The organism is Haloferax litoreum (assembly GCF_009674605.1).
GTDB lineage: Archaea > Halobacteriota > Halobacteria > Halobacteriales > Haloferacaceae > Haloferax > Haloferax litoreum.
The window spans coordinates 19,647-45,276 of record NZ_WKJO01000002.1; the positions used below are offsets into that span (position 1 = coordinate 19,647).

The 25,630-nt window shown below is 58.7% G+C and carries 16 protein-coding genes; 9 read left to right on the forward strand and 7 right to left on the reverse strand.

Translation table 11 applies throughout. The features are described 5' to 3' along the window. The first annotated feature begins 164 nt into the window (after positions 1–164). The 5 genes from GJR96_RS15535 (at position 165) to GJR96_RS15555 (ending at position 8,250) form a co-directional block, all read left to right on the forward strand. The gene (locus GJR96_RS15535; RefSeq protein WP_151164125.1) at positions 165–1,076 is read left to right on the forward strand and encodes an ABC transporter ATP-binding protein; all 912 of its coding nucleotides are present in this window, start codon (positions 165–167) and stop codon (positions 1,074–1,076) included. Then, positions 1,077–2,540, forward strand: a complete 1,464-nt coding sequence (locus tag GJR96_RS15540; RefSeq protein ID WP_151164127.1) for a fluoroquinolone export ABC transporter permease subunit — start codon at positions 1,077–1,079, stop codon at positions 2,538–2,540. It abuts the gene before it with no gap. Between the two features lie 86 nt (positions 2,541–2,626). Then, the gene (locus GJR96_RS15545) at positions 2,627–3,229 is read left to right on the forward strand and encodes a TetR/AcrR family transcriptional regulator (protein WP_151164129.1); all 603 of its coding nucleotides are present in this window, start codon (positions 2,627–2,629) and stop codon (positions 3,227–3,229) included. A 173-nt stretch (positions 3,230–3,402) separates the two neighbouring features. Next, positions 3,403–6,429 carry a glycosyltransferase gene (locus GJR96_RS15550; protein WP_151164131.1) on the forward strand — a complete coding sequence of 1,009 codons (3,027 nt, stop codon included), beginning with the start codon at positions 3,403–3,405 and terminating at the stop codon, positions 6,427–6,429. 306 nt (positions 6,430–6,735) lie between these two features. Beyond that, a complete protein-coding gene (locus tag GJR96_RS15555) occupies positions 6,736–8,250 on the forward strand; it encodes a phosphoenolpyruvate carboxykinase (ATP) (protein WP_151164133.1) in 1,515 nt (504 codons plus the stop codon). Positions 8,251–8,429: 179 nt separating this feature from the next. Here the strand turns inward: GJR96_RS15555 and GJR96_RS15560 are convergent, their stop codons facing one another. Beyond that, positions 8,430–9,479 (reverse strand): pyridoxal-phosphate-dependent aminotransferase family protein, encoded by a 1,050-nt coding sequence (locus tag GJR96_RS15560; protein ID WP_151164136.1) that lies wholly within the window; start codon positions 9,477–9,479, stop codon positions 8,430–8,432. Positions 9,480–9,594: 115 nt separating this feature from the next. Here GJR96_RS15560 and GJR96_RS15565 point away from each other — a divergent pair, with 115 nt between their 5' ends. Together GJR96_RS15565 and katG are read left to right on the forward strand one after the other, a co-directional pair. Continuing rightward, on the forward strand, positions 9,595–10,572 hold the full coding sequence (locus GJR96_RS15565) for an AIR synthase family protein (protein ID WP_151164138.1): 978 nt from the start codon (positions 9,595–9,597) through the stop codon (positions 10,570–10,572). A 255-nt stretch (positions 10,573–10,827) separates the two neighbouring features. Further along, the gene (gene katG / locus GJR96_RS15570; RefSeq protein WP_305037525.1) at positions 10,828–12,996 is read left to right on the forward strand and encodes a catalase/peroxidase HPI; all 2,169 of its coding nucleotides are present in this window, start codon (positions 10,828–10,830) and stop codon (positions 12,994–12,996) included. 156 nt (positions 12,997–13,152) lie between these two features. Here the strand turns inward: katG and GJR96_RS15575 are convergent, their stop codons facing one another. From GJR96_RS15575 to GJR96_RS15585, 3 genes are all read right to left on the reverse strand, one after another. Further along, positions 13,153–14,316 (reverse strand): pyridoxal phosphate-dependent aminotransferase, encoded by a 1,164-nt coding sequence (locus GJR96_RS15575; protein WP_151164142.1) that lies wholly within the window; start codon positions 14,314–14,316, stop codon positions 13,153–13,155. A gap of 116 nt (positions 14,317–14,432) precedes the next feature. Beyond that, complete coding sequence (locus tag GJR96_RS15580) at positions 14,433–15,518, reverse strand: TrmB family transcriptional regulator (protein WP_151164144.1); 1,086 nt, start codon at positions 15,516–15,518, stop codon at positions 14,433–14,435. Between the two features lie 275 nt (positions 15,519–15,793). Beyond that, entirely contained in the window at positions 15,794–16,858 is a 1,065-nt protein-coding gene (locus tag GJR96_RS15585; protein WP_151164146.1) for a hemolysin family protein, read from the reverse strand. 165 nt (positions 16,859–17,023) lie between these two features. Between GJR96_RS15585 and GJR96_RS15590 the strand changes: the two genes are divergently transcribed. Together GJR96_RS15590 and GJR96_RS15595 are read left to right on the forward strand one after the other, a co-directional pair. Continuing rightward, positions 17,024–17,488 (forward strand): Lrp/AsnC family transcriptional regulator, encoded by a 465-nt coding sequence (locus GJR96_RS15590; RefSeq protein ID WP_151164148.1) that lies wholly within the window; start codon positions 17,024–17,026, stop codon positions 17,486–17,488. A 273-nt stretch (positions 17,489–17,761) separates the two neighbouring features. Continuing rightward, entirely contained in the window at positions 17,762–18,910 is a 1,149-nt protein-coding gene (locus GJR96_RS15595) for a DUF7118 family protein (protein WP_151164150.1), read from the forward strand. 1,101 nt (positions 18,911–20,011) lie between these two features. Here GJR96_RS15595 and GJR96_RS15600 read toward each other — a convergent pair. The 3 genes from GJR96_RS15600 to GJR96_RS15610 are packed head-to-tail and all read right to left on the reverse strand — an operon-like array spanning position 20,012 to position 25,279. Further along, positions 20,012–22,243 carry a glycoside hydrolase family 3 N-terminal domain-containing protein gene (locus GJR96_RS15600; RefSeq protein WP_225317760.1) on the reverse strand — a complete coding sequence of 744 codons (2,232 nt, stop codon included), beginning with the start codon at positions 22,241–22,243 and terminating at the stop codon, positions 20,012–20,014. Between the two features lie 57 nt (positions 22,244–22,300). Continuing rightward, a complete protein-coding gene (locus GJR96_RS15605) occupies positions 22,301–23,959 on the reverse strand; it encodes a CRTAC1 family protein (protein ID WP_151164152.1) in 1,659 nt (552 codons plus the stop codon). After that, positions 23,960–25,279 carry a DUF7405 family protein gene (locus GJR96_RS15610; protein WP_151164154.1) on the reverse strand — a complete coding sequence of 440 codons (1,320 nt, stop codon included), beginning with the start codon at positions 25,277–25,279 and terminating at the stop codon, positions 23,960–23,962. Positions 25,280–25,630 lie beyond the last annotated feature (351 nt).

Below are 25,630 nucleotides of genomic sequence, written 5' to 3' on the forward strand. Positions count from 1 at the left end.
AGGTCGACGAAGTACAGTAGAGCACGACCCGTCTAGACACCGCGTGTTTCCGGCGTATCGCACGCCTGGAAGGCGGATATTCAGTCAGGGAGTGTTGGCTGCCACGTGGTTCAAAAATACACAAGCAGAATATTTTTGTATTCACGATTGGATACTGAAATACGATGATGGATGCGACGACAGACGTCCGCCCCGATGACGAGTCCCTCCACGACGAGTCTGCGGTCGTCGTCGAAGACCTCCGGTTCACGTATCCGGGGAACGACGAACCCACGTTGCGAGGACTAAACTTCAGTATCGGGTCCGGTGAGGTGTTCGGTTTCCTCGGACCGAGTGGTGCTGGGAAGAGCACCGCGCAGAAGGTCCTCGTCGGTCTCTTGGAGAAGTACGAGGGCCACGCCACTGTCCTTGGGCGAGAGGTGAGCGAGTGGGGCAGTGAGTATTACCAGCGAATCGGCGTCTCGTCGGAGTCACCGAATCAGTATCTCAAACTGACCGGGCGAGAGAACCTCGAACTCTTCGCGTCACTGTACGACGGCGAGACGCGGGACCTCGGCGAGTTACTCGCGATGGTCGGCTTGGAAGACGCTGCCGACCAACGAGTCGACGCGTACTCGAAGGGGATGCGGATGCGACTCAACTTCGTTCGGTCGCTGATTCACGACCCGGACCTCGTCTTTCTCGACGAACCCACGTCGGGACTTGACCCGACGAACGCACGGAACGTGAAGGACATCGTCCGGGGGTTGCAGAACGACGGTGTGTCGGTGTTTCTGACGACGCACGACATGACCGTCGCCGACGAACTGTGTGACCGGGTCGCGTTCATCGTCGACGGGACGATTCCCGTCCTCGATGCGCCAACCAGTCTGAAGAAAGAACACGGTGCCCCGTTGGTCAGTGTCGAGTACCGACAGAACGGTGCGCTCGAAACTGCGCAGTTCGACCTCGAATCACTCGGGGCCAACGCCCAATTCGAGCGACTGCTAGACGAGGTGCGCGTCGAACGCATCCACTCCAGCGAGGCGACACTGGAAGACGTCTTCATCGAGGTAACGGGTCGGGAGTTGGTCTAGATGTCCGTCCGGTCTATGGTGCCGTGGGACGCCCGACTGCAGTTTCGCTACGGGTTCTACGCAGTGTATGCAATCGTCACGGTCCTGTTTGGACTCGGACTCGCCCAGATACCCGAATCTGTTCGGACTGCTACACTCGTGATGGTCCTGTTCGCCGACCCCGGGTTCCTCGGATTCTACTTCGTCGGCGCACTCGTCCTCTTCGAGAAGAACGAGGGAGTCCTCCACGCACTCGTCACCTCACCACTCTCGGCGCGTGACTACCTCGTCTCGAAAGCGGTTTCACTGGCGTTCATCGCGGTTCTCGGTGCGACGACCATCGCAGTGTTCGTTCACGGTCTGGACTTCTCTCCCGTCTGGTTCCTGCTCGGTCTCAGTCTCACCGCCGTCTTATTTGCCCTCGTCGGGTTCGTGGCCGTCGCCAAATTCGACTCCTTGAACGCCTACTTCCTCACGGCGATTCTCTACACGATTCCGCTCTCGCTCCCGCTTCTCGACCACTTCGGTATCGTCGAACACCCCGCCTTCTACGTGTTCCCGACACAAGCATCGCTCGTGCTCATTAGCGCGGCATTCGAGGCAACCGCGACTTGGAAACTCGCGTATGGCGTCGGGTACCTCCTCGTGAGTGTCGCCGTTGCGTACGTCGCCGCTCGCCGCGCGTTCCTCACGCATATCGTCCGTGGGACACGACGCCCGACCACGAAGACGAGGCAGAAATCCGGGATTCTCTCGGGCCGCGACTTCGGTCCCATCGCGTCGCTCGCAGTGGCTGACCTCCGCAAGTGGGTCCGCGACCCGTTACTCATCTACATCGGTGTCTCCCCGTTCTTGATAGGGTTACTCGTACGAGTCGGCATCGACCCACTGGACGCTGCCGTCGGATTCGTCGATTTCGCGGCCTACTCGGACGAACTGCTCGCCGCCCTCATGTTCACCCCTGCCGGTACCCTGGGGTTCGCTGCTGGGTTCTTCATGCTCGAAGACCGTGAGCAGGGCATTTTACAGGCGCTCCGCGCGACGCCACTGACTGGGCGTGGCTATCTCCTCTACCGAGGTGTCGTCTTCCTCGGACTCGCGTTCCTCTCGACGCTCGTGATGGTGCCACTCGTCGACATCGGGACGCTCCCACTCGTCTCCTTCCTCGCTATCTCGTTCGTCGCATCTCTCCACACTGCTGTCGCCGGTCTACTGATGGCGAGTCTCGCGGCGAACACCGTCGAGGGCGTCGCTGTGAGCAAACTCCTCGGCTTCCTCATCATCGGCCCAGTCGCCGCAATCGCACTCGTCGGAGAACCGTTCCAGTTCGTTGCGGGCGTGCTCCCGCCATTTTGGGCGGCGAAAGCGGCTATCGCAGTCCTCGATGGAACTGGTGGCGAGTGGTTCTACCTCGCTGTTGGACTGGCGTATCAGGCAGTCGTCGTGGGTGCGTTACTCAGGGTGTTCCTTCGGCGGGCGGACTAACTGCGCTCTGGTTGCGCACGTCGTGGTCGCGGTCTGACGAACCGTGAACTCACGATTTATATATTCGTGATTCGTAGCAATCGTCGATGCGAGGATTCTCGGACGAGGAACGGGAGCGAATCCGGACTGACCTCGAAGAAGCAGGGCGAAAACTGTTCGCACAGTTCGGTCTCCAGAAGACGACCATCGCCGACCTCACCGACGAAGTCAACATCGGGACCAGCACGTTCTACCGATTTTTCGACTCCAAAGAGGACCTGTACCTCGCCGTCTTGGAGTCCGAGAGTGAGGAAGTTGCACAGCGTCTCGCACAGCAAGAAGCTCTGTCGAGTGACGACCCTCATGAGGTCGTCTCTGCACTTCTCCACTTCATTTTCGACGAAATCGAGACGAACCCACTCATCCGTCAACTCATCGTCTCAGACGAACTCGACCGATTGCGTGCCTACCAGTCGGAAGAAGCGCGCGAAGAAGAACGGCAATCGGACATCGACTCGATTCGGGCGTTCACAGACCGTCTCGTTGAGGCAGGCCGAATCTACAGCGACGACCCAGAACTGGTGGCCAGTTCGGTCGCGGCCATTCCATACTTCACACTCCACGAGGACGATATCGGCACTGAACGCTATCCCGAGGTTCGTGATTTCGTCATCGAGACGTTCGCACGTGGCCTCGTCGCAGACGACTGAGTCTCCACCCCACGTCGTTGTCTCGACGTGTATGATGGAGAATCGTGTTGGTCAGTCGTTTTGTCTCGCGAACTAAAATATGACGGTCCAACACCACATTTCGTTGTAGGTGACAATATTCGAAGAAATACAGTTATATTAAAAGAAACTGAGTTCCCTGTGAAGGTCGTGGGATGATGGATATCGGGGCTAACTTCTACCAAGTTGTCAAGGGAGTAATCGTCTTCGGGACCATCTTCTTTGGAATTATCTGGACGCTAACCAACTTCTACAACTATTTCCCACTCGTTCAACGCTTCGCTGACCGGGTGTTCGAACGGGCCAGTCGCCGAGTCTTCGGGCAGAGTGCTGACTCGGAAGCACAGCGAATAGACTCCAGAGACGGGGTGGGTCGACACGAGGACACGTCCGAGCTCCCCTCCATGGCGATTCTCGTTCCTGCGTACGAAGAAGCCGAAGTCGTTGGGAACTCGATTCGGTCTATCTTCGAAGCGGTGTATCCCAGTGAATTACTTTCCGTGATGGTCCTCGTCGAACCGGACGACGTCGCGACTCGTGACGTGCTCGACAGACTCTCGAGAACCTATCCCTTCGAGACAGTCGTCGTTCCAACCGATTACCCGGGTGAGCCGAACAAGCCCCGAGCGTTGAACTACGGCTTCGAATTCGTCGAAAGCGATGTCGTCGGCGTCGTCGACGCCGAGGTGATAATTGGCGCGAGCCTCCTCGAAGAGGCTGGACACACACTTGTCTCCGATGCCGATTTCGCCTTGAGCCACCTCGATATGGTCAACGAAGACGATGGGTGGTTGAATCTGCTCTTTCGTGCAGAGTACAGTTACTGGTACAACCTCGTCATCCCCTCGTTCGAACACGTCGGCTATCCCATCCCTCTGGGTGGGACGTCGTGTTTCTTCGGCCGGGGGGTCTTAGAAGACGTCTCCGACGCACGTTTCGACGCTGACGACTCGCCGTGGTCGACGACAGACCGCCAATGGCTCTCTGACCACGGCCTCGCGGGGTACATCCCGTGGGACCCGACGAACGTCACAGAAGACTTCGAACTCGGATTGAACCTGTGGACCAAGGACTACGAGTTTGCGTTTCTCGACGCCGTGACGAACGAGGAGTCACCAATCGAACTCAAGAGCTGGATAGAACAGCGAACTCGATGGAAGAAGGGGAAGATATACACGTTCGTCCAGTACCTCGACAGACCACCGGAGACGCTTCGCCAGCGATTCCACATCTACTGGCAGTCGTTACTGCCCCACCTCGGGCCGATAAACATCGCTGGGTTGCTGTTCGTCTTTTGGCTCACGACGATGACTGGGGCCGTCCCCTCGGTGCTCGTCAAGGGAATCTTGTCCCTCGGACTCTCCTTCCTCGTGTTGGTCGCCGCTCTCTACGCCCGTGGGTACTGGATTGTCTCGGACAAACCGCTCCCACAGCGACTCCAACGAACGTGTGTCGTCGCACTCTCGCTCTTTTTTTACTGGATATTCCAGTGGCTCGCGGACGTGCGTGCGATTTTACAGACGTATCAGGGCCAGTTCCACTGGACGAAGACCGCTCATCTCGGACGTAACCTGTCTGAAGTTGATTCGGGCCGTGGCATCCGCGTCTCCGACATCTCAGTGTCGCTTCTCGGAGGCGATGCGAACGATTCGTTGGATATCCCAACTTCGTCTACCAGTGTCGACCGGACGATACCGCGACGAAAACGTCTTGGCGCACTCGCCGTCGTTCTCGTCGTCGCGATGGTCCTCCGAATCGGTGCGCTCACACGCTGGAGCCTCTGGCTCGACGAAATTTACACGGTTACGTTCCGGGCGGCGGTGCCAATCGGCGAGTTGTTGGTGATTCCGTGGGACCCACACCCTCCACTGTACTTTATCCTCTTGCACCTGTGGATGTCGGTGGCCGGACAGACACAGTTCGGTGCAGGACTGTTTTCGGTGGTCTTCTCGGTTGCGACTGTCGGCATGGTCTACCTGCTCGCTAGGAGATTGTACGACGATGCGACGGGTCTCGTCGCGGCCAGTCTCGTCACGATATCGACGATGCACATCCACTTCGGGAGGACGATACGCATGTACAGTCTCCTCACGTTTCTCATCCTCGCGTCTTGGTATACCTACCTCCACCTCCCCGAACGGAACCGTTGGTCCGCGCTGACGTATCTCGTCGTCACTATCGCGATGCTGTACACACACGTGTACGCGGTGTTCGTCCTCTTGGCCCAGCACGGGTACACGGTGTTGACCGAGAGTAGTCGAGGGTTCAAACGACGGTGGATTGCCCTTCAAGTCGCCGTTTCGCTCCTGTACCTCCCGTGGGTGTACGTCCTCAGCCAGCAGGTTCTCGGGCAGGTCACCGATGCAAATCGTGCCGGGACTGCCATCAGTTGGATACCAGCGCCGTCGACTGAACTCCTCCGGGACACGTTTCTCATGTTCGCCGGCTTTCCGTCGTACTATCCGATTTTCAACGACTCGTGGGTTGCCTGGGGGGCCGCGCTCGTCGTCTTGTTGACCATCAACGTCACGATTATGTTTGCAATCGTCAGCTACGAACCCGCAGACGACGGGAGCATCGAATACCATCTCGTGGACCTCGGACGGGGGAGTCTCCTTGCGGTGTTCTTCATCGTCCCTATCGCTGTTCCGTTCGTTCTGTCGTACGTCCTCTTCCCAATCTACTTCCCGCGCTACGCACTTGCGGCGAGTCTTCCGCTCCTCGTCCTCGTCGCGAGAGGATTGGTCAACCTGGAGTACCAACCGGTGTGGCGGGCGGTCTTTTCGGTTGTCCTCGTCGCCGGCGCTATCACCACTGGAGTCGGGTACTACGCTGGAGACACCGTCGAAGACTGGGATGGGTCTGTCAGTGACGTCTCTGCGAACATCTCGCCCGACGACTTGCTCGTGATTCAACCGTTCTGGGTCGAAAACGACGTCTCCTACTACTACGGTGGTCCCGCAGTCGAGCGGATGATGCTTCCTGCGAGTCCCGACGTAACTGCCTCCGAGAGGTCTCTGTTGGCGACGAAGGTGAGCGAGCACGAGACGGTGTGGGTGGTCCGCTACCAGACTGACGACTCTGATGGCGTCCTCGGCACACTGAATCAGACGCACGACCTTCGATACGCCCGCGAGGACGAACTCATCAGCGTGTACCGGTTCGAACGGGCGACTCAGTAGTCCGTTTCGTGGCTACGACAGTCCATCTGCTTCGATGGCTCTCTCCCCACGAAGACCTCACTTTCCGATTGGAGCGTGTTCTCACTAGCCACTGTTTCAGCCCCGAAACCCCCCGGTAAATGCGTGTTGTCGGTTTTTACTATCAATCTCCAAAATAATTAACCGAGCGACGACTCGCCGATGACCGCGTTTCCTTGGCCAAGCCTCGACGACTATTTCGTATTTACCCGATTTCAAATAATTATTTTCACGACCGATTACGGATTGAATAACCTTATCAAACCAAATCGTAGATGATGATATAGAATGGAAGAAGCAACCCACTGGCCAACACTGGCTGATTTCCCCGACCCCACCACGGCGGAGCACGTAACGTACAATCCTCCAGTTGCAGAACTCCGTGAATATTCCGAACACCTCGAGACGACCACTGAGTTCGGTGCTCCGTCGTACGTGAGCGACTATCGCTCCCGAAGCGCGGCACAAACCGCGAACTCCATCGACGACTCGTTCGACGACGAGGACATCGCTGTGTTCGAACGTGCCATCGAGTGGACGAACGATTCCTCGAACGACGTGCTGTGTGTCGACCGGGTCGTCGGTCGGAACGAGGACGTTTCGGCCGTCTGCCGACTGTTTCTTCCCAAGGAGTACGGCCGCATCGCACTCGCGTGGGCGAAACTTCTCGAACCAGCCAACGGCGCAGAGCCTGATTTCGTGACCGTCCAACTCCCGGACGCAACCGACGAACCGTGCATCCGCGTCCTCCCCGAGGTAGGACTCACGACGGTCCTCGGAAGCGACTACACCGGTGAGGCGAAGAAGTCGTTCCTTCGACTGTTCATGCACCGGGCGAAACAGGCAGGCGGTCTCGGCCTCCACGCCGGCAGTAAACGAGTGTGCCTCGAAGACGGTGACGACCGGCGCGAAGTCGGCCAACTCTACCTCGGGCTTTCCGGGACGGGGAAGTCGACGCTGACCAGCCACGGACTTTGGCTCGACGACCCCGAGGGTGCAGAGATGCTCCAAGACGACGTGTGTGCGTTGCTCCCGTCGGGTACTGTCGCCGGGAGTGAAGGTGGTGGCCTCTACATCAAAACACTCGGCCTCGACGAGACCGAACAACCCGAACTTTACGGGGCCGCAACGGACGCGAGCGCCGTCCTCGAGAACGTCGCTGTCGACGACGATGGGAGTGTCGAATTCGACGAACCACGGTACGGACGCAATGCGCGAGCCGTGATTCAGCGAGACTGCCTCCAAAGTTCGGCAACGGATATCGACCTCGACAGCGTCGACCAGGTGTTCTTCATCACGCGAAACCCACTGATGCCGCCGATTGCCAAACTCGACGAGACGCAGGCCGCTGTCGCGTTCATGCTGGGCGAGTCCGTCGAGACGAGCGCTGGCGACCCATCACGAATCGGCGAACCGATTCGTGTCGTCGGAACGAACCCATTCATCGTCGGTTCGGAGGGTGAAGAGGGGAACCGATTCCGTGACCTCATCGACAACCTCGACGTCGATTGCTTCGTCATCAATACTGGTGCTGTCGGCACCGACGACCCAGTCGACGTCGGCGTCGAAGAGACGGTCGCCATCCTCGAAGGCGTCGCCCGTGAGAGCATCGAATGGGCCTACGACGAGACGCTTGGCCTGACCGTTCCGACGAACGTCCCCGGCATCGACGTCGCTCAGTACGTCGTCGCAGACCACGTCGAAGACTTCGCCGACGCACACGGGAAACTCCGCGACGAGCGTCGGTCGTACCTTGCGCAGTTCGACGAACTCGACGACGATATCGTCGACGCGGCGTACTGAACCCACGCAGCGGTATTCTTCCATAATCCCTTTTGAACGCCGCACAGTGGGCGACACATCGACAGTGAGAGTAGTGGTCGACGACGTCACCCCACAAGAGAACTGAGAGGACGGTGAGACGATGGTGTTAGGACGAGGTAAAATCCACTACTTGGTGGGGTTCCCGGTTCGACCGGTGATTATTCGATCACTGTTTCTAACGCATCCATAACACGGTCGACTTTGTCGACTTCGGCGTTGTAGCCCATGTGACCGACGCGGAGGATATCGTCTTCGAGGTCGGCGAGTCCTGTCGAGAGGACGATGTCGTGTCGTTCGTTGAGTTCGCGTTGCAGTGCTTTCGCCTCGCCGGGCACGTGGAGGGCCGTGACCGTCGGTGCACTCCGCTCTGGGTCGGGGTAGAGGTCGAGTTCGAGTGCCGCGCCTCGCTCCCGGCAGTGTGCGGCGGCAGTCTCGTGGCGTTCGTAGACTGACTCGATTCCTTCTTCGAGCAGCATCTCCAACGATTCGTCTAAAGCGGCGACGTTGGCCACGAGGTGCGTATACGGGAACCTGTCGCTGGTGTCACGCCACGGGAGCAGGTTCGTATAGAGGGACGTTGGGTCGCGTTCTTCTGCGACTTCCCACGCTCGGTCGCTGACGGCGACAGTCGTCAGTCCCGGTGGCGAACTGAACGCCTTTTGGGACGCACCGAGGTTGATATCGATGTACTCGCTTGGGACGGGCGTCCCACCGAGCGAGGAGACGGCGTCGACGATGGTCAATACGTCGTGGTCGTGGAGTAGTTCGAGGACTGGTTCGATGTCGTTGAGGGTTCCCGTCGGCGTCTCACAGTGGACCATCGTCGCGACTTTGAAATCTCCCTCGTCGAGTGCCTCCTCGACACCGGCGTAATCGAGTGGGTCGGTGTAGTCGGCACCGACGAGCGTCGGATTGCCGCCGTAGTTCTCCACGAAGTCGGCGAACCCATCTCCGTAGAGCCCGTTCGAGACGCAGAGAACGTCGTCACCGGGGGCGACCGTCGAGGCGATGGCCGCTTCGAGGCCGAGAATCCCCTCACCTCCCATGACAAGTACGTCGTCGTCGGTGTCGTAGATGGTCTGCAATTTTGCACAGACCTCGTCGTACGTGTCGAAGAACGACTGCTCGACGTCGGGATTCGGCATCGGGTCACTCATCCGGTCACGAACCCGTGGCGGGACCGCCGTCGGGCCGGGTGTCATCAGCATAGTCGGCCGTTTCGCGGGAGGTGGTATAAGCCGTGATGATGTCTGTCGGCCGTGGCGTGCAATCGCGTCACCGCCGAACGGGAAGACACAAAAGCCGACCTGCAACACTATCACCATGAGCAAACTCTCGCCCGCGGACCTCGACCGCTACATCTTCTCGCGGACGGGTGCGGCCAACGACGACCTGCTCGTCGGCGCTGGCTACGGCGAAGATGCCGCTGCCGTCGCAACCGACGAGGGGACGATGGTCGTCACTACCGACCCAATCTCGCTCGCCGCGAAGCGTATCGGAACGCTCGGTGTCGCGATTGCGAGCAACGATGTCGCTGCCTGTGGTGGCATCCCGACGTGGCTCGTAAGCACAATCCTCCTTCCCGAACCCGACGTCGACGTACTCGACGACATCACCGCTCAACTCGACGCCGAAGCCACCCGGTTAGGAATCACTATCGTTGGTGGGCACACCGAAACCGTCGCTGGTCTCTCACGCCCACTTCTCTCGCTGACGTGTCTGGGGCCAACTGACCGCTACGTGCCCACGTCGGGTGCGTCGCCCGGTGACGCGGTGATACTCACGAAAGGGGCGGGTATCGAAGGGACCGCCGTCCTCGCGACTGACTTCCGCGACGACCTCGAATCGGCTGGCGTCGGCGTCGATACCGTCGACCGGGCAGCAGGGTTCTTCGGCGACATCAGCGTCCTCCCCGAATCCGCCGTCCTCGCTCCCGTCGCGACAGCGATGCACGACCCGACTGAGGGTGGGGTCCTCAACGGCCTGGTCGAACTCGCCTGCGCTTCGGACGTCCGTATCGACGTAGAGAGAGACGCTGTCCCCGTTCGCCCCGAGACACGGACGGTGTGTGCGGCGATGGGTGTCGACCCACTTCGCATCCTTGGGTCGGGTGCACTCCTTGCGACAGTTCCTGCCGACGAGACTGACTCAGTGCTCGCAGCACTCGCCGACGAAGGTATCGAAGCGACGGTGGTCGCAACGGTCGAACAACCGACTGACGAGGACGAGTGTGGTGTCGTCTTGGACGGCGAGCACTACACTGGCGGTGTTCAGGACGACATGTACGACCTTTGGGACTGAGTGTACGCTGCAACAGCCCGGGCCGTATCTGTGGCAGACACGGACGGATTCCGTGCTCTCTCGATGCAAATGTTCTGGATAGTATGATTGAAACGCACCACTTCCGTTACAATCGCAAGCAGGTGGCAGATTCCGAAACCGTATTGAATCCAGCGTTCGCGCATATCGCTGAGATTAGTTCACAAATTCGATTGCTCACTTTGGCTCCACCGGAGTCTTCATTTCGAAAATACAATTTCATTTCCGAATTAGACAATCTTTACATGCAGTAGTAACAACCACCCGACGATGCAACCCGACCAAGACTGGTGGCCAAATCAGTTGAGACTGGACATCCTCGACCAGAACGCTCACGAAGTCGACCCGATGGGCGAAGCGTTCGACTACGCCGAAGCGTTCGAGTCACTCGACTTCGACGCCGTGAAGGAGGATATCGAAGCTGTGATGACCACCTCGCAGGAGTGGTGGCCTGCTGACTACGGTCACTACGGTCCCCTCTTCATTCGGATGGCGTGGCACAGCGCCGGCACGTATCGCACCACTGATGGTCGCGGTGGCGCGGCCGGTGGCATGCAGCGCTTCGCACCTCTCAACAGTTGGCCCGACAACGCGAACCTCGACAAGGCACGCCGACTGCTCTGGCCCGTCAAGCAGAAATACGGTCGTAAACTCTCGTGGGGCGACCTGCTGGTTCTGGCAGGGAACGTCGCTCTGGAGTCCATGGGCTTCGAGACGTTCGGATTCGCGGGAGGGCGTGAAGATGCCTTCGAGCCCGACAAGTCTGTCTACTGGGGCCCCGAGAACGAGATGGAGGCATCCGACCGGTTCACCGACGACGGACAACTCGAAGAGCCACTCGGAGCCACCGTGATGGGTCTCATCTACGTGAACCCAGAAGGTCCGGATGGACAACCCGACCCAGAAGCGTCGGCGAAGAACATCCGAGAGTCGTTCGGTCGCATGGCGATGAACGACGAGGAGACGGCGGCGCTCATCGCCGGCGGGCACACGTTCGGGAAAGTCCACGGTGCCGACTCTGGTGACAACCTCGGGCCAGAGCCCGAAGCGGCCCCAATCGAAGAACAGGGCCTCGGGTGGAAGAGCGAGTTCGGCTCCGGCAAAGGCGCCGACACGATTACCAGTGGTATCGAGGGCCCGTGGACGTCCGCACCGATTCAGTGGGACATGGGCTACATCGACAACCTGCTCGACTACGAGTGGGAGCCAGAGAAAGGCCCCGGCGGCGCGTGGCAGTGGACCACGAAGAACGACGAGTTAGACGCCGCTGCACCGGGCGTCGAGGACTCGTCGGAGAAGGAAGACGTGATGATGCTGACGACGGACATCGCGCTCAAGCGGGACCCAGACTACCGCGAGATTATCGAGCGCTTCAACGAGAACCCTCACGAGTTCCAAGAGACCTTCGCGAAGGCGTGGTACAAACTCATCCACCGCGACATGGGCCCACCGTCTCGGTTCCTCGGTCCGGAAGTTCCGGACGAAGAGATGCTGTGGCAGGACCCCATCCCAGACGCTGACTACGACCTCATCGGCGAGGAGGAGATTGCCGACCTCAAAGCAGAGATTCTCGACTCCGAACTCTCCATCTCCCAACTCGTCAAGACTGCGTGGGCGTCGGCGTCGACGTACCGCGACAGCGACAAGCGCGGTGGTGCAAACGGAGGCCGCATCCGCCTCGAACCACAGCGGAACTGGGACGTTAACGAACCGGACCAACTGGAGGCAGTGCTCGGGGTCCTCGAAACTATTCAGGAGGACTTCAACAGTTCCCGGTCCGACGAGACGAGAGTCTCGCTCGCCGACCTCATCGTGCTCGGTGGGTGTGCCGCCGTCGAACAGGCGGCCGCAGATGCCGGGTACGACGTGGAGGTTCCGTTCGAACCTGGCCGCACCGACGCTTCCCAAGAACAGACCGACGTCGAATCCTTCGAGGTGCTCGAACCGAGCGCCGACGGGTTCCGAAACTACGTCGAAGACGGAAACGACCGACCGGCCGAAGAGTCCCTCGTCGACAAGGCGGACCTCCTCGACCTGACGGCACCCGAGATGACGGTACTGGTCGGCGGCATGCGCGCACTGAACGCCAACTACCAGCAGTCTGACCTCGGCGTCTTCACCGACGAACCGGAGACGCTGACCAACGACTTCTTCGCGAACCTGCTCTCTATGGACACGGAGTGGGAACCGTCCTCGGACGCCGAGGGCGTGTTCGAAGGCCGTGACCGAGAGTCGGGCGAACTCAAGTGGAAGGGGACGCGCGTGGACCTCATCTTCGGGTCGCACTCCCGCCTTCGTGCCATTGCGGAAGCCTACGGGTCTAACGATGCTGAAGAGAAGTTCGTTCACGACTTCGTCGATGCGTGGGATAAGGTCATGAGCCTCGACCGCTTCGACCTCGAGTAAATCGAGAACCACTGGAACGGTGACAGTGTCTGACCACCCATTGGGGTGGTGACACGCTCCCCTGACCGGTCTCACGACCGAATCGTGAAGCAGTGCGGAACGTAGTGGGTTGTGACCGTTTCTGTTAGACCACTCCCACCCGACCTGCAGTCGACGTTACCAGAACCGATTCTCGTCGAGGCGAGCGAGCGCTTCTTCGATTGTCGCTTCGTTGCGAGAGAAGGTGAAGCGAACCCAATCTGCAGACCCCTCCGTGTAGAAACTGCTTCCGGGGACTGCCGCGACACCCGCCTCGCGGATGAGGCGAAGTGTGAACGCTGTGTCGTCTTCGTCGCCCGGATACCGGGTGAGCATGTAGTAGGCACCGTCGGGCTTGACGGGGTCTAAACCGACCGCTCGGAGCCCGTCGTAGAGCGTGTTGCGGCGTCGCTCGTACGACGCAGAGAGGTTCTCGTAGTAATCATCTGGGAGGGAAAGCGCCTCGACGCCCGCTTTCTGGAACGGGGTCGGTGCACAGATGCTCGTGTAGTCGTGGACCTTTCTGAGTTCGGCGGAGAGTGGTTCGGGTGCGAGTGCGAACCCGACACGCCACCCCGTCACAGAGTAGGTCTTCGACATGCCCGTGCAGACGACGGTCCGTCCGGCGAGGCCGTCGATTTCGACGGGACTGCGGTACTCGTCGGTGTAGACGATGTGCTCGTAGATTTCGTCGGTGACGACGATGAGGTCTTCTGCGGCAGCGACGTCGGCGATGAGTTCGAGTTCACGAGGGGCGAAGACCTTCCCCGTCGGGTTGTGTGGGTGGTTGAGGATGAGGATAGACGCGTCTTTGGCGGCCTCTCTGAGCGTGTCTGGGTCGACTTCGAGGCCGTCAGTGATGTCGAGTGGAATCGGTCGCCCCCCTGCGAATTGGACCGCGGGGATGTAACTCTCGTAGGTCGGTTCGAAGTAGATGACGCCGTCGCCGGGGTCACAGAGTGCGAGGAGACTGGAGACGACTGCTTCGCTCGTTCCGGTCGTGACCGTGACTTCCGTCTCTGGGTCGTACGAGACGCCTTTCCACTCCTCGTACCGTTCTGCAATCGTCTCGCGGAGTTCCGGAAGCCCCCACGTAATCGTGTACTGACTCGAAGTATCGATTGCCGCCTTGGCGGCCTCTTTGACGCTCGGTGGCGTCTCGTCTTCGTCGGGAATCCCCTGTGAGAGGTTGATGGCGTCGTGTCTGTGTGCCTCACGTGTCATCTCCCGAATGACCGATTCGCGCATCCCCTCGACGCGGTCGCTCCCAATCTGCCGAGAAAACGAAGATGGATTTGGCATAGTTGGTATGTGCCTGTGTGGCATATGAATCCTGACGGTTCCGTGATTCGAAGACTCCGTCTCTCAGCCGTCGTGCGTCACCCAATGGGGCGAGAACTGAACAGTCAGTCGCGTCTCTAGTGGGTGAACGGTGTCTCTCCGATGTCGATACTCTCCAACGAAATCGTCCGCATCTCCACGTCTTCGAAGACAGCACCCCACCCTCCAACGACGACCGTCTCATCGCCCGTACCGAGTGTGAGGTTCTTGTGCGACCCCAGGTCTGAGAGTGCTAATCGTGACGGATTTCGCTCGTCACCGTGGAACGAGATGTCGGCGACGGTTCCTTCGACAGTGGTCTCACTTCCTTCTGCGAGGTCGATTCCTTCGGCGGTAATTCCGAGTTCGAACCCTCTTTCCCAAAGGGGTAAGAGATCCCGAATGAACTCTTCGATGGTGACGTAGGTGAACTGTTCGTCGTCGTCGAGGTAGACCGTCGGGTAGAGATTCCACAGGCAGGTGAGGAAGTACCAGTGAAAGACGAACGGCAGGATACGGTCGTAGACGAGGACGCCGTAGTCTTCGTCGGAGCGCGTGTTCGGTGCGAAACACGTCCGGTCTCGGTCGATGACGACGAGAAACGGTCCCGGGATGGTACACACACGAAGTTCTGAGAGAAGTCCATTCGGGTCGAACTCTGCAGGTGGTTCTTCACCCTGGTCGATGTAGACGGATGCACGAACGACGACACCTCGGTTGCGGGCCTCTCGAAGCGCGGGGGAGAGCGACTGGAGTTGTTCGAACGACCCAGCGACTTCCACGACGGTTCCTGCGTCGTCGATGAGGTCCTGTGCGTTCTCGACTGCTGTCTCGACACGCTTGGTGACACCGACTCGCGCGTCCATCCGTTCAGGAGTTCGGTATCGCTCGCGGACCGCTTCGGCAGCATCGTGGAGGAGTTCTCCCCTCGTCTCTAGGTCGGCCATCGCTGCCTCCGGGTCACACGGTCGAACGTAGAGTTTCTCTCGTTCGATGGTCTCGACGTACCCCTTCGATTCGAGACTTCGAAGAACGTCGTACACTTGCGAGACGGGTACGGCGCTCTCTCTGCCCACTTCGATAGCAGGCGAGACACCCATCTCAAGGAGTGTGAGGTAGGCGTCGGCTTGGTACGACGTGAGGTCCGCGTACTCGAGTGCCTGCGAAAGCGTCTCGCGGTCCATATCTACACCCACTCTATCGCTTACCATGAACACTTCGTCGGTTCCCTGTCCTGATTCGGGGAACTGTTCGTGTTCGCCTAGGCCAGTGGATTCTGACCGCCTGGCCTCTTTTCGGTGGGTGGCCGCTGTGGCTCACCCTCTGTTTTTCGTGGAACATCGTACGTGTACCGAGGTGCGTCGCCCCGGCCCACAGCACCATCAGAACAGAACCAAATGGAGACTTCGTCTTCTCGCTCTCGATGCCGCGAGTCACCTACCGGTTGGCCTGTCGATGTTCAAACTGACACTCGTTGGTCGAGTGGGTCTTCGAGTTCTCCCATCACTGCTTCGAGAGCGTCTGTCGCCGTGAGCAGTCCAACGACTTCACCATCTTGTAAGACCAGTGCGAGTTCCTGGTCTTCTGCTTGGAACTGGTCGAACGCGTCACTCACGTTCGTCTCTGCGGCCACCGTCGTCGGTGGTGCCGCAATCTCGGAGAACGAGAGGGAACCATCCTTCAGTTCTTCGAAGTGTTCGATTATCGATGGCGCGTACACGACTCCCTGGAAGTCGGTCAACTCCTCACCGACGAGTGGGAAGCGAGTATGCGGTGTCTTTCGAATCCGCTCGAAATTCTCTCCGGTGGAGGCTGTCGTCGAGAGTGCGATGATTTCGCTTGCCGGGACCATGATCTCACTGGTGGAGAGTTCCCCGACGTCCAGTGCGTTGAGCACTTCGTCGCGACGTTCTTCGGGGAGGTCCCCTTCTTCGAGCAGTGAGTGAAGCCGATTTCGAAGTTGGGCACGCGACTCGAGCACGTCTTCTTCGGTTTCGAGCCACGCCCCGGTCATCTCGATTCCGAACAGTTTGAGTGTCCCTTTTGCGATCCAGTCGCCGAACGTGATGAGCGGCGATATCAGCCAGTTGAACCAGTACAGGGGTGTCGCTCCGTACCGACACACCAGTCGTGAACGTTCGACACCGAGATAGGTCGGCGTCTGTTCACCGTGTGTGAGGTGAAGGAGGTTGATGATACCAAATGCGATGAGAGCGCCCACGCCGATCGAAGCAAGCGGCGTACTGGCGAAGTAGGGTTCGAACAGGGCTGCGAGTGCCGGTTCGGCCACGATACCGACGGCGATACTGGAGGCCGTAATACCCACTTGACAGGTCGTGAGATAGATTTCGAGGTTGTTCGTCATCTCCCACGCTCGTTCGAGAGCGGGATTTCCATCGATGAACTCTCCTTTACTAAACTGCCGAGCCCGGGTCAACGCGAACTCGATGGCGACGAAAAACCCGTTCGCGAGGATGAGTAGGATACCTGCAACGAGGCGTACGCCTATCTCTGTTGGGTTCATTGGAGCTCGTACCCGTATCGTTTCTGCTCTATCCTTTAGAAAGCGTTGATTGTCTTGTCTTATTTATATCTGATTGCCGATTCGCAAATATTCGAGCCAAATATGATGGTACCTGACAAGATTGTGGGCAAGGTTAACCCTTTTGCGCACCTGCTCTCGAAGTGAATCACGATGAGTGGACTCGACGATTTGGACCGAGAGATATTGTACATGCTCCAAGGCGAAGCGAGGCATACCTCTTCGACGGATATCGCGGATTCTCTCGACGTGTCAGCGAGTACGGTTCGGAACCGCATCCAACGACTCGAAGGAGACGGCGTTCTCCGGGGATACCACGCCGACGTGGACTACGAGTCGGCGGGATACCAACTGTTCACGCTTATCGTCTGCACGGCGCCAATTCCAGAACGTGAGGAACTAGCCGTTGCCGCCGCGGAAGTATCGGGTGTTGTCGAGGTACAAGAAGTGATGACGGGTGAATCGAACGTGTTGGTTCGTGCTATCGGCGAGGATGGTGACGACCTCAGCAGAATCGGTGAGGAACTGGACGAACTCGGACTTCAGGTACTGGACGAAGATTTGATTCGGAACACTCACCGCACACCATATGCCGGATTCGAGCAACAGTGAGGTAGGTGGCGATACAGTGTCAGAATCGACCACACGCTCGTGTGTGATGCTCGCAAAAAGCCGTCGCATGGTCCAAGCGAGGACCGTTCCCAAACCGGTGGGTGGTGTCTCACTGATAGAGTACGAAAAGACAGACGTTGAGTTCGATACTTTCGGCAACTCGAGGCCATCCTCTGAGTAGAACTCTCGAGCCGCATTTTTGTGCTTCAAGTCCTCATACTACGGCAATGATACTCGTCTCAACCGATTCATTCACTTGTGTAGGTGGGTACGATGACTGAGACGCCCGACGAGGTGAAGGAGTTGCGAGATGCGGCACGAGAGCTCGATGAAACACGCACTGCGGTGGAAGAACGTGGCGAATCTGAACTCCAAACCGCCGCCGAAGCGCTCGACAACGTCGAGCGGATTCTCGACCAGTACGAGTCTCGTGCGACGGACCGAGATGACCTCAAAGGGTACGTCCAATTCAGGGAGGCACTCTCTGATACGCTCGACGAAATTCCTCCCGACGTCTCCCACAGCGAATCGTTCATCGATGCCAACGATATCCTCACTACCGGCATCACGTCCACACTGTCGACGAGTGATTTCGGACGGGCTCGCGAGGCACTCGAACCGGTACGCAAAGATGCCCAACTCCTCCAGTCTTGGAAGACTGCACGTGAGGAGTACAAAACGGCACGCTACGCTGTCGAGCAGCGACACCGCGAAGTCGGCGAACGAATCGACGAACTCGAAGAACTACTCGCACTTGGCGAGGCAGACCTGGACCGCTCGACCGATGAGCTCTCAGAACCTATCGAGGCCTACAACGAGGCTGTAACGATGGCGTTCGACCAGTTCGTGGGTGAGACGCCTGCTCGTGAGGTGTTGGACCTGTTAGCAACCGCAGAGTCCTACCCGCTCGTCGAGTTGCCAACACCGCCTCAACGATTACGGACCTACCTCGATACAGCGGATATCGGGTCTGAACCGGTCTCCAGACTCACCGAGTTGGCGAAATTCTCACGGTCGAAACTCGACCACTACGTCGCCGACCCCGAGACGTTTTCGGCGGCGGTAGGGACGACCCAGACGTTTCTCTCGCAGCTATCAGATGCGGCAGATTCGCTCACCATTTCGTGGCCGCCCGCGCCAGCCCAGGAACTCAGGTGGCGAACGAGAGAACTAGTTGCAGTCGTCGGTCGCTTCGCAGACGAAGCGACGGTGGCACGTGCCCGTTCTGTGTACAGGCTCGCTTCGAATAGCGAGGGGGAGTTCGCTCGCCTCAGAGCGACTGCCGTCGCTCGTGAACAACTCACTGACGAGCAACGAGCGAAACTCGAACGGGGTGCAGTCGAAGCCGAGCTCGAAACGTTGCGAGCAGAGTCTCGACAACTCGAAGCCTGTCTGGAGCAGCACGGCCCACGTAGAGTATAGATTATAAGATGTCTGTGTAAATGATATGTATGACGATTGGCTACTAAATCTAATACTTGCTATGTGGAAATACCTGCTCAATTCTGCATGTATGTGGAGAATATTTTGTATATGGCTGTGAGTGATGAGACATATCTAATATTTATGTAGATAATCAAAATCTAGTATGGGTTCAGAATCCTCTGAAAAAAGTTTTTATAACTGGTACTAACTGAAACCTATTTGAATTTAAATGTATTAACTCGAAGCCGTGAGAGACACCCTTCCACTGAATCACGACTCGATCAGGGCTGGAATGAGTGACGATAGTACGACTGTAATGGATAGCGATTCTATTCTACGTCTCGAATCGCTTCCCAGTTTTGTCTCGAGGGAACGGTGCGAACGAAGGTACCGATGTGTATTACTACTGTACGTCTGTAATGGGGATGTCGGCCATCATCCTGAATTCTGTCGACATTGTGGGACTTAGGTCGACGACACGTCTTCGTCTGCCCTCCAGATAGCGAATGAACTCGGCCTACAGGAACAAATACGCCGTCAGAAGCCCCCTCGCAGGTGATTACAATGTCGGAGTACTTATTTTTTATCTCCCTATACAGAAAATTGGTCTATGTAGTATATCTGGAAGATACATCACCACTTTTACCAGTTAACGGGGTAAACGCGCTGAAAAAGACGAATTAAGGAAATAAGGCCACTTGCTAACGTGACTCGAATTTGACTGTTTGCCTAATACTATATGAAATTAGATATGATGTGAATTTTATCTATGTTGTGTGTGAACTGGTGTCTATGTGTGTTCCCATCGAATACTGAATTGCGGCCTGAGGGACGCTCCAACGGGTGTTCAAGAAAAACGGAGTCACCTGAACGAACTGTACGCGAGGGTGATGCACGCTGACGATGGACGACCTAGAACACGTCGTCTGCCAACGAGTTCGACGGCCCCTGCGGTGCGGTCTTCGTACATTTTCTTATTCCACTGTACGGTGGGAGACAACGTACTGGTGCCTCTCTCTCTCGCCGAGGGGCCGTCGGTGAGAATGTAGCCGCCAAAAAACTGCTCGAAACAGTTTCCTCTGCCCGCGGTGAGACCGGTCAGTTGGATTCCGGTTCGACGGTAACCGTGACGCTTTGGTCACCGACACGGAGGGTGTATTCACCCGGGATAGCCAGCACCCTCCCAGTTTCGTCGAGACGCCCAATCGATGCCGCATCGATGGGGACCGACACCGTCTCTGTGTCGCCAGGGTCGAGTGAGACACGCTCGAATCCGCAGAGTTCCCGGACCGGTGTTATGCGCGTTCCAGCCTGGTCGGTGACGTACACCTGTACGACGGTCGACCCGTGTCGGTCTCCGACGTTCTCCACAGGAACTTCGACTGTCGTGGTGCCGTGGGGTGAAATCCGCTCGTCCGTCACGGTCATCGAACCGAACTCGAAATCAGTGTAACTCAGCCCGTGACCAAATTCGAAGAGTGGGTCGTACGAAGGGAGGTGTTCGTCCGGACCGATTGGTGTCGGGTGAGGGAAGTGGTTGAACCGGGTTGGAAGGTGACCCGCGGAGAGAGGGAACGAAATCGGTAATCGTCCGCCGGGGTCGCACGCGCCGAAGAGTGTCTCCGCGACGGCCTGACCACCCATCGTCCCTGGGTAGTACGCAAGTAACAGCGACGGGAGATTCTCTGCCATCCACTCCACGGCCAGGGGTCGGCCAGTGACGAGGACACCAACGACAGGAGTCTCCGTCTCGTGCAACGCTTTCACGAGGTCACGCTGTGCATCGGGGAGTTCGAGCGTGGTTCGGTTCGGGAACTCGTCGGGGGCGGTGCCGCTCAGTTCCGTCGGCCCGAATTCGTGGATGTACCAGTTTTCTCCGACTGCGACCACCGCGACGTCCGCATCTTTCGCTGCCTCTACTGCGGCGTCGATGTCGACTGGGTCGTTTATCATCGTTCCCTGTTCGTAGGTTACTGTCCCGTCACACACGGATTCGATTCCATCTTTGATTGAGATGATGTCGGTACCCGCTTCGTCGGGGACACTCCACCCACCGAGTTGGTGAATGGGGTTGTCTGCGTTCGGCCCTGCGACGAGGATGTCGGCCTCCGGGTCCAGTGGGAGCGTGTCGTCGTTCTGAAGGAGTGTCATCGACTTCCGTGCTGTCTCTAACGCCTCGTCACGATGAGCATCGGCACCGACAACGTCTCGCGCTTCGTTCGCATCGACGAACGCATCTTCGAAGAGTCCGAGTCGGAATTTGAGGTCGAGCACGCGACTGACACTCTCGTCGAGAACGTCTTCTGCAATCTCACCCGCTTCGACGAGCGACACGAGGTGGTCCGCGTGAGCGATAGCGTCGACCGATGCGACGTCGAGTCCTGCGTCACGTGTCATTCGAACTGAGTCACGGTGGTCGCTCGCGACTAAGTGGTCCTCGTGAAGCATCCGAACCCCGTTCCAATCGGAGACGACGGTTCCATCGAATCCGAGTTTCCCTCGGAGAAGGTCTGTGAGGTATTCGCGCGACCCGTGTGCGGGTCGCCCGTCGATTGCGTTGTAGCAGGGCATGACAGACGCGACACCTTCGTCGATAGCGTCGAGGAACGATGGTAAGAAGATGTTTCGAAGGAGGTACGAGGAGACTTCGACAGGGGCGGTGTCTTCTCCGCGCGCGGGTTCACCATAGGCCGGGAAGTGCTTCGCCGTTGCCGCCACGGAGGTAGGGTCGTCGAGGCCGTCGCCTTGGTATCCGCGTACCATCGCACCTGCCAGCCGTCCGCACAAAAATGGGCTCTCGCCGAACGTCTCGAACGTGCGACCCCATCGTGGCTCTCGGGCAACGTCACAGGTGGGTGAATAGTTCTGCTGTGCCCCCGACTTTCTGACTTCGGTTGCAGTAACCGCTGCTGCTTTTTCGATGCCGTCTTCGTCCCACGTCGCTGCCATCCCGAGTCCGTTCGGGAATGCCGTCCCTTCGGCGACGTATGCATGCCCGTGGACTGCATCCACGTTGAACAACAGCGGAATTCCGAGTCGCGTCTTCGACAACGCGACTTCTTGAAGGCGATTGACCGTCTCGACCACGTCGTCTATCCGAGAGTCGACCGCTCCGGCCCACCCGAACGACGCAACAGCACCGACCCCATATTCCACGACTTCGTCTTCGACGTCTTCGACCGATTTGTACTCACTAAGCTGTCCCGCCCACGTGCCGACGAGTTGCCCGACTTTCTCTTCGACCGTCATTCGGTCGACGAGGTCCTCGACGCGCTTCTCCGTCGGGAGCGTCTCGTCTCTGTAGGGGGGCTGATTGCTTTCTGACTGCATACAGCGAAGAGAAATCCACTGCTACTTATATATTTGCCAACGCCTGGATACTGTCTCTCAGACAGTCGCGTTTTGCGACGAGGTGACGACGAGGCCCGACTTCTGGATGCGAAGTCGCTGGGTACTCTCGACGTCTTCGAAGGTTCGAGTCGTCCCGTCGGGCCACTCGACATCGAGCGTGACCGTCTCGTGTTCTCCAACCCCGACGTGCTCGGTACGGCTATCTTGCGAGAGATAGTCGACGTTCGCCGTTTGCTGGACTACGTGCTCGCGTTCTTCTGTACGGACGGTCACGACCGCACCGAGCGCCGTTGCGCCGTTCTCGTCGGTGACTCGGAACTGTATCGCCCCGGCGTCTGTCGTTGCCTGATTGTCGTAGACCACGAACCGGTCGTCGTACGTCGCGACGACGACTTCTTGCTGACCGTCGTGGTCGAAGTCGAGCGTCGCCATACCGCGACCATCGGTCTCTGCCATCCCGTGTGTGCTCGCGTTCACGTGTGCGAACCCATCGTCGTGCCGCTGAAAGACCATCGGATACGTGTAGACGGGGTTGGTTCGGTTGACTCTGACCACGATTTGCGTCGTGTGTACGATGTCCCGGTCGCCGTCGTTGTCGAAGTCTGTCGCGCTCGCTGCCCAGCCCCATCCACCGTGTCGGACGCCGAGTTCGTCTGCATCGTCGACGAACGTACCCTCGCCCTGATTGACCAGCAGTGTGTTGCCTTTGGTTCGTCCGGAGTGGACGACGAAGTCGAGGAGGCGCTTGAGCCGTTCGTACCGTTCTTTGGACATGTTCCCCTCGAGGTTGGGGAACCAGATGTTCGAGACGAAGACGTCGGGTCGTCCGTCCTCGGTGATGTCTGCCACTTCGGAAGACATCCCGTTCCGTGCCGTCGACCCGCCGAGGGTGTGGCGCTCGAACTGCCCGTCACCGGTGTTGACGTAGAGTGTGTCGTTGTTGTAGTCGTTCGCGACGTGAATGTCTGGGTAGCCATCACCAGTCACGTCGGCGAAACTGGCGGCGAGGCTCCAATGACGGCCGGTGATTCCCGCGGATTCGACTCGTTGGAACGTTCCGTCGACGTTCTCGTACAGATAGTTCTCGTTCCCGTTGTCGTCGCCGATGCCTTCGTCGAGACTGAAGTACCCTGCCGGTTTCCGGTCGTGCCACGACCCAGACTGGTAGACGAACAGGTCGGTGTCGCCGTCTTGGTCGTAATCTGCTGCAGTCGCGCCGAGGGGATACGTGAGGTTGCCGAGGCCGTATTCGGTTTTGACGAACGTTCCAGCGTCGTTTCGGAACGATATCACGGTCCCCTTGGTGGTGAACAAGAGCAAATCCGTCCATCCGTCGCGTTCGACGTCGACGAACACGGCGCTCTTGATGTGGTGGTCGACCGACGTCAGGGCGCCAGTCCGCGAGAAGTGGCCTCCGTCGTTCACGAACAGTGCTGGAGTTTCGCCACCGGTAGTCAGGAGGTCCGGCCACGAATCTCTGTTCACGTCCGCCACGTAGACGCCGGAGTTTCCGCTTCCGACGCCGCTCCCATCTGCTTCGTAGTCGAGGCCCGATTGCTCGGTGACGTCCGAGAACGCGAGTCGGGCAGGTTCGGGGGTGTCGGCGTCTTGGTCGAGGAACGTCGGTCCAAGTGAGAGTCCCGCGAGGACCACTGCGAGGGCCAGTGCAAACGTGAGAACACGGCGTGCGACCATCTAGACCACCGGAAGCGCCCGCAGTTCCCGCGGCGGTGCCAGGTAACTTCCTCGACGGAGCGTCTCGAGGTAGTCGACGATGCCGTGGTTTTCTGCTGGGACGTCGAAGTCGTACTCCTCGGGATTCATCGCCCGTCGCGTCTCGACGAAGTCGTCCATGGTTCGTTGGACGGAGTTAAACTCGAATCCTGCTCTGTCGTGTTGGTTCGTTGCGACACCCTCCGCTCTGCGGAGGATGCGGGGTTCGAACTGGTCGTCTCTGGCCCGAGCGACCTTTTGGGTGTGCCCGACGCGCCCACGGGAGTTGGCGTCTTCTTCGATGCGACCGACATCCTCCTCCGTGATGCCGCTGTCGCTGCCGAGTTTATCGCCCGTCGGTCCCACGTCGTCGGTCGTATGAGCGGGGCAGAACATCTCTGCGACACGCTCGTCTGATTGCTGGTCGTACCATCGGTCGAGGTCGATGAGGAGTGTCGAGGACGCAATCGTCGTCCCACCGGCGAACGGTCCCGACGAGAGTGTGACTGCATCCTCTGCGGGGAGGTTGCCGCGGAACCCGGACTTGAATCCCATCGAGAGTGGGGCGTCCTCTGGAATGCGCTCTTCGTCTAGCTTGTCGGCGGGAAGGCCCTTTCCAACGTACCCCGTGTGTCGGCCTTCTTTCGAGAACACTCCCTCGAACGTTGCGTCGACAGAGACTCCGTTCACCTCGTCGAGTTCACCGAAGAGCGCTTCTTCGGCGGCGAGGACGATGGACCCGATGTCGCTCGTCATGAGCAGTACAGCATCGTACGGGTCTGCTTTTGCAGGGTCTTCTCCGACAGCGTCGAGGACGTCTTCGGGTGTCGAAAGTTGGTCTGGGGTCTGCCCAACCGCATCGAAGTACCGTGGGGCGTATCCGAGCATGAAGAGGAGGCCACGGTTGAACGCCGCCCCCGCGTTGCCACCGGTCCCCCACTGAAAGGCTTCTTCGAGCGTTCGGAGGGCGGATTCTACCTGTTCTCGTTCTTCATCCGTGGGGGGAACCGACCCTTCGTACCCGAGTCCAATCGTGACGAGTTGTTGGGGCGGAACCGTGTTCCCGTGTGCGTCACGAACGAGGTACTCACCCCAGCGATGTTGCCCTGAGGGGATTGCGTCGGGGTCCCCCCGAGGAAATTCGGCCGTCGATGTCGATTCGGATTCGACGGACGTTGCCGGGTCGCCGCTCGTCGATTGCTCTCGCTCCATACACGCTGTGAGGGCACTCGTCCCGCCAATCGCCACGGCTGCTGTGACGAAATCGCGGCGGGAGAGCCCCCGTGCTCTGTTTGGGGCCACTGACCGTGGTAACGAGTGACACTACATAATTCTTGCGAGGCTCGGACGGGTCTCCCCCGCTCTGTCGACGAATCAGCGAGAGGTGTTACTGAAACTAAATGTGACTTCTAACCAAATGTTTATTAACAATGGGTAAGGTTTGCTAGCAGTACGCCATGTCAGACAGCACTGACCGCTTTAGCGACTTGATTAGCCGACGGAATTTCGTCGAACTAACCGGAGCAACTGGAATCGCAGCCCTCGCGGGTTGTAGTGGTGCTTCCAACGAAGGGGGAACGACCGACGACGATGGGTCGGGCGGGGACACGACCGAGTCCAACGGGGGCGGCTCAGGCGGTGACGACTCCGAAT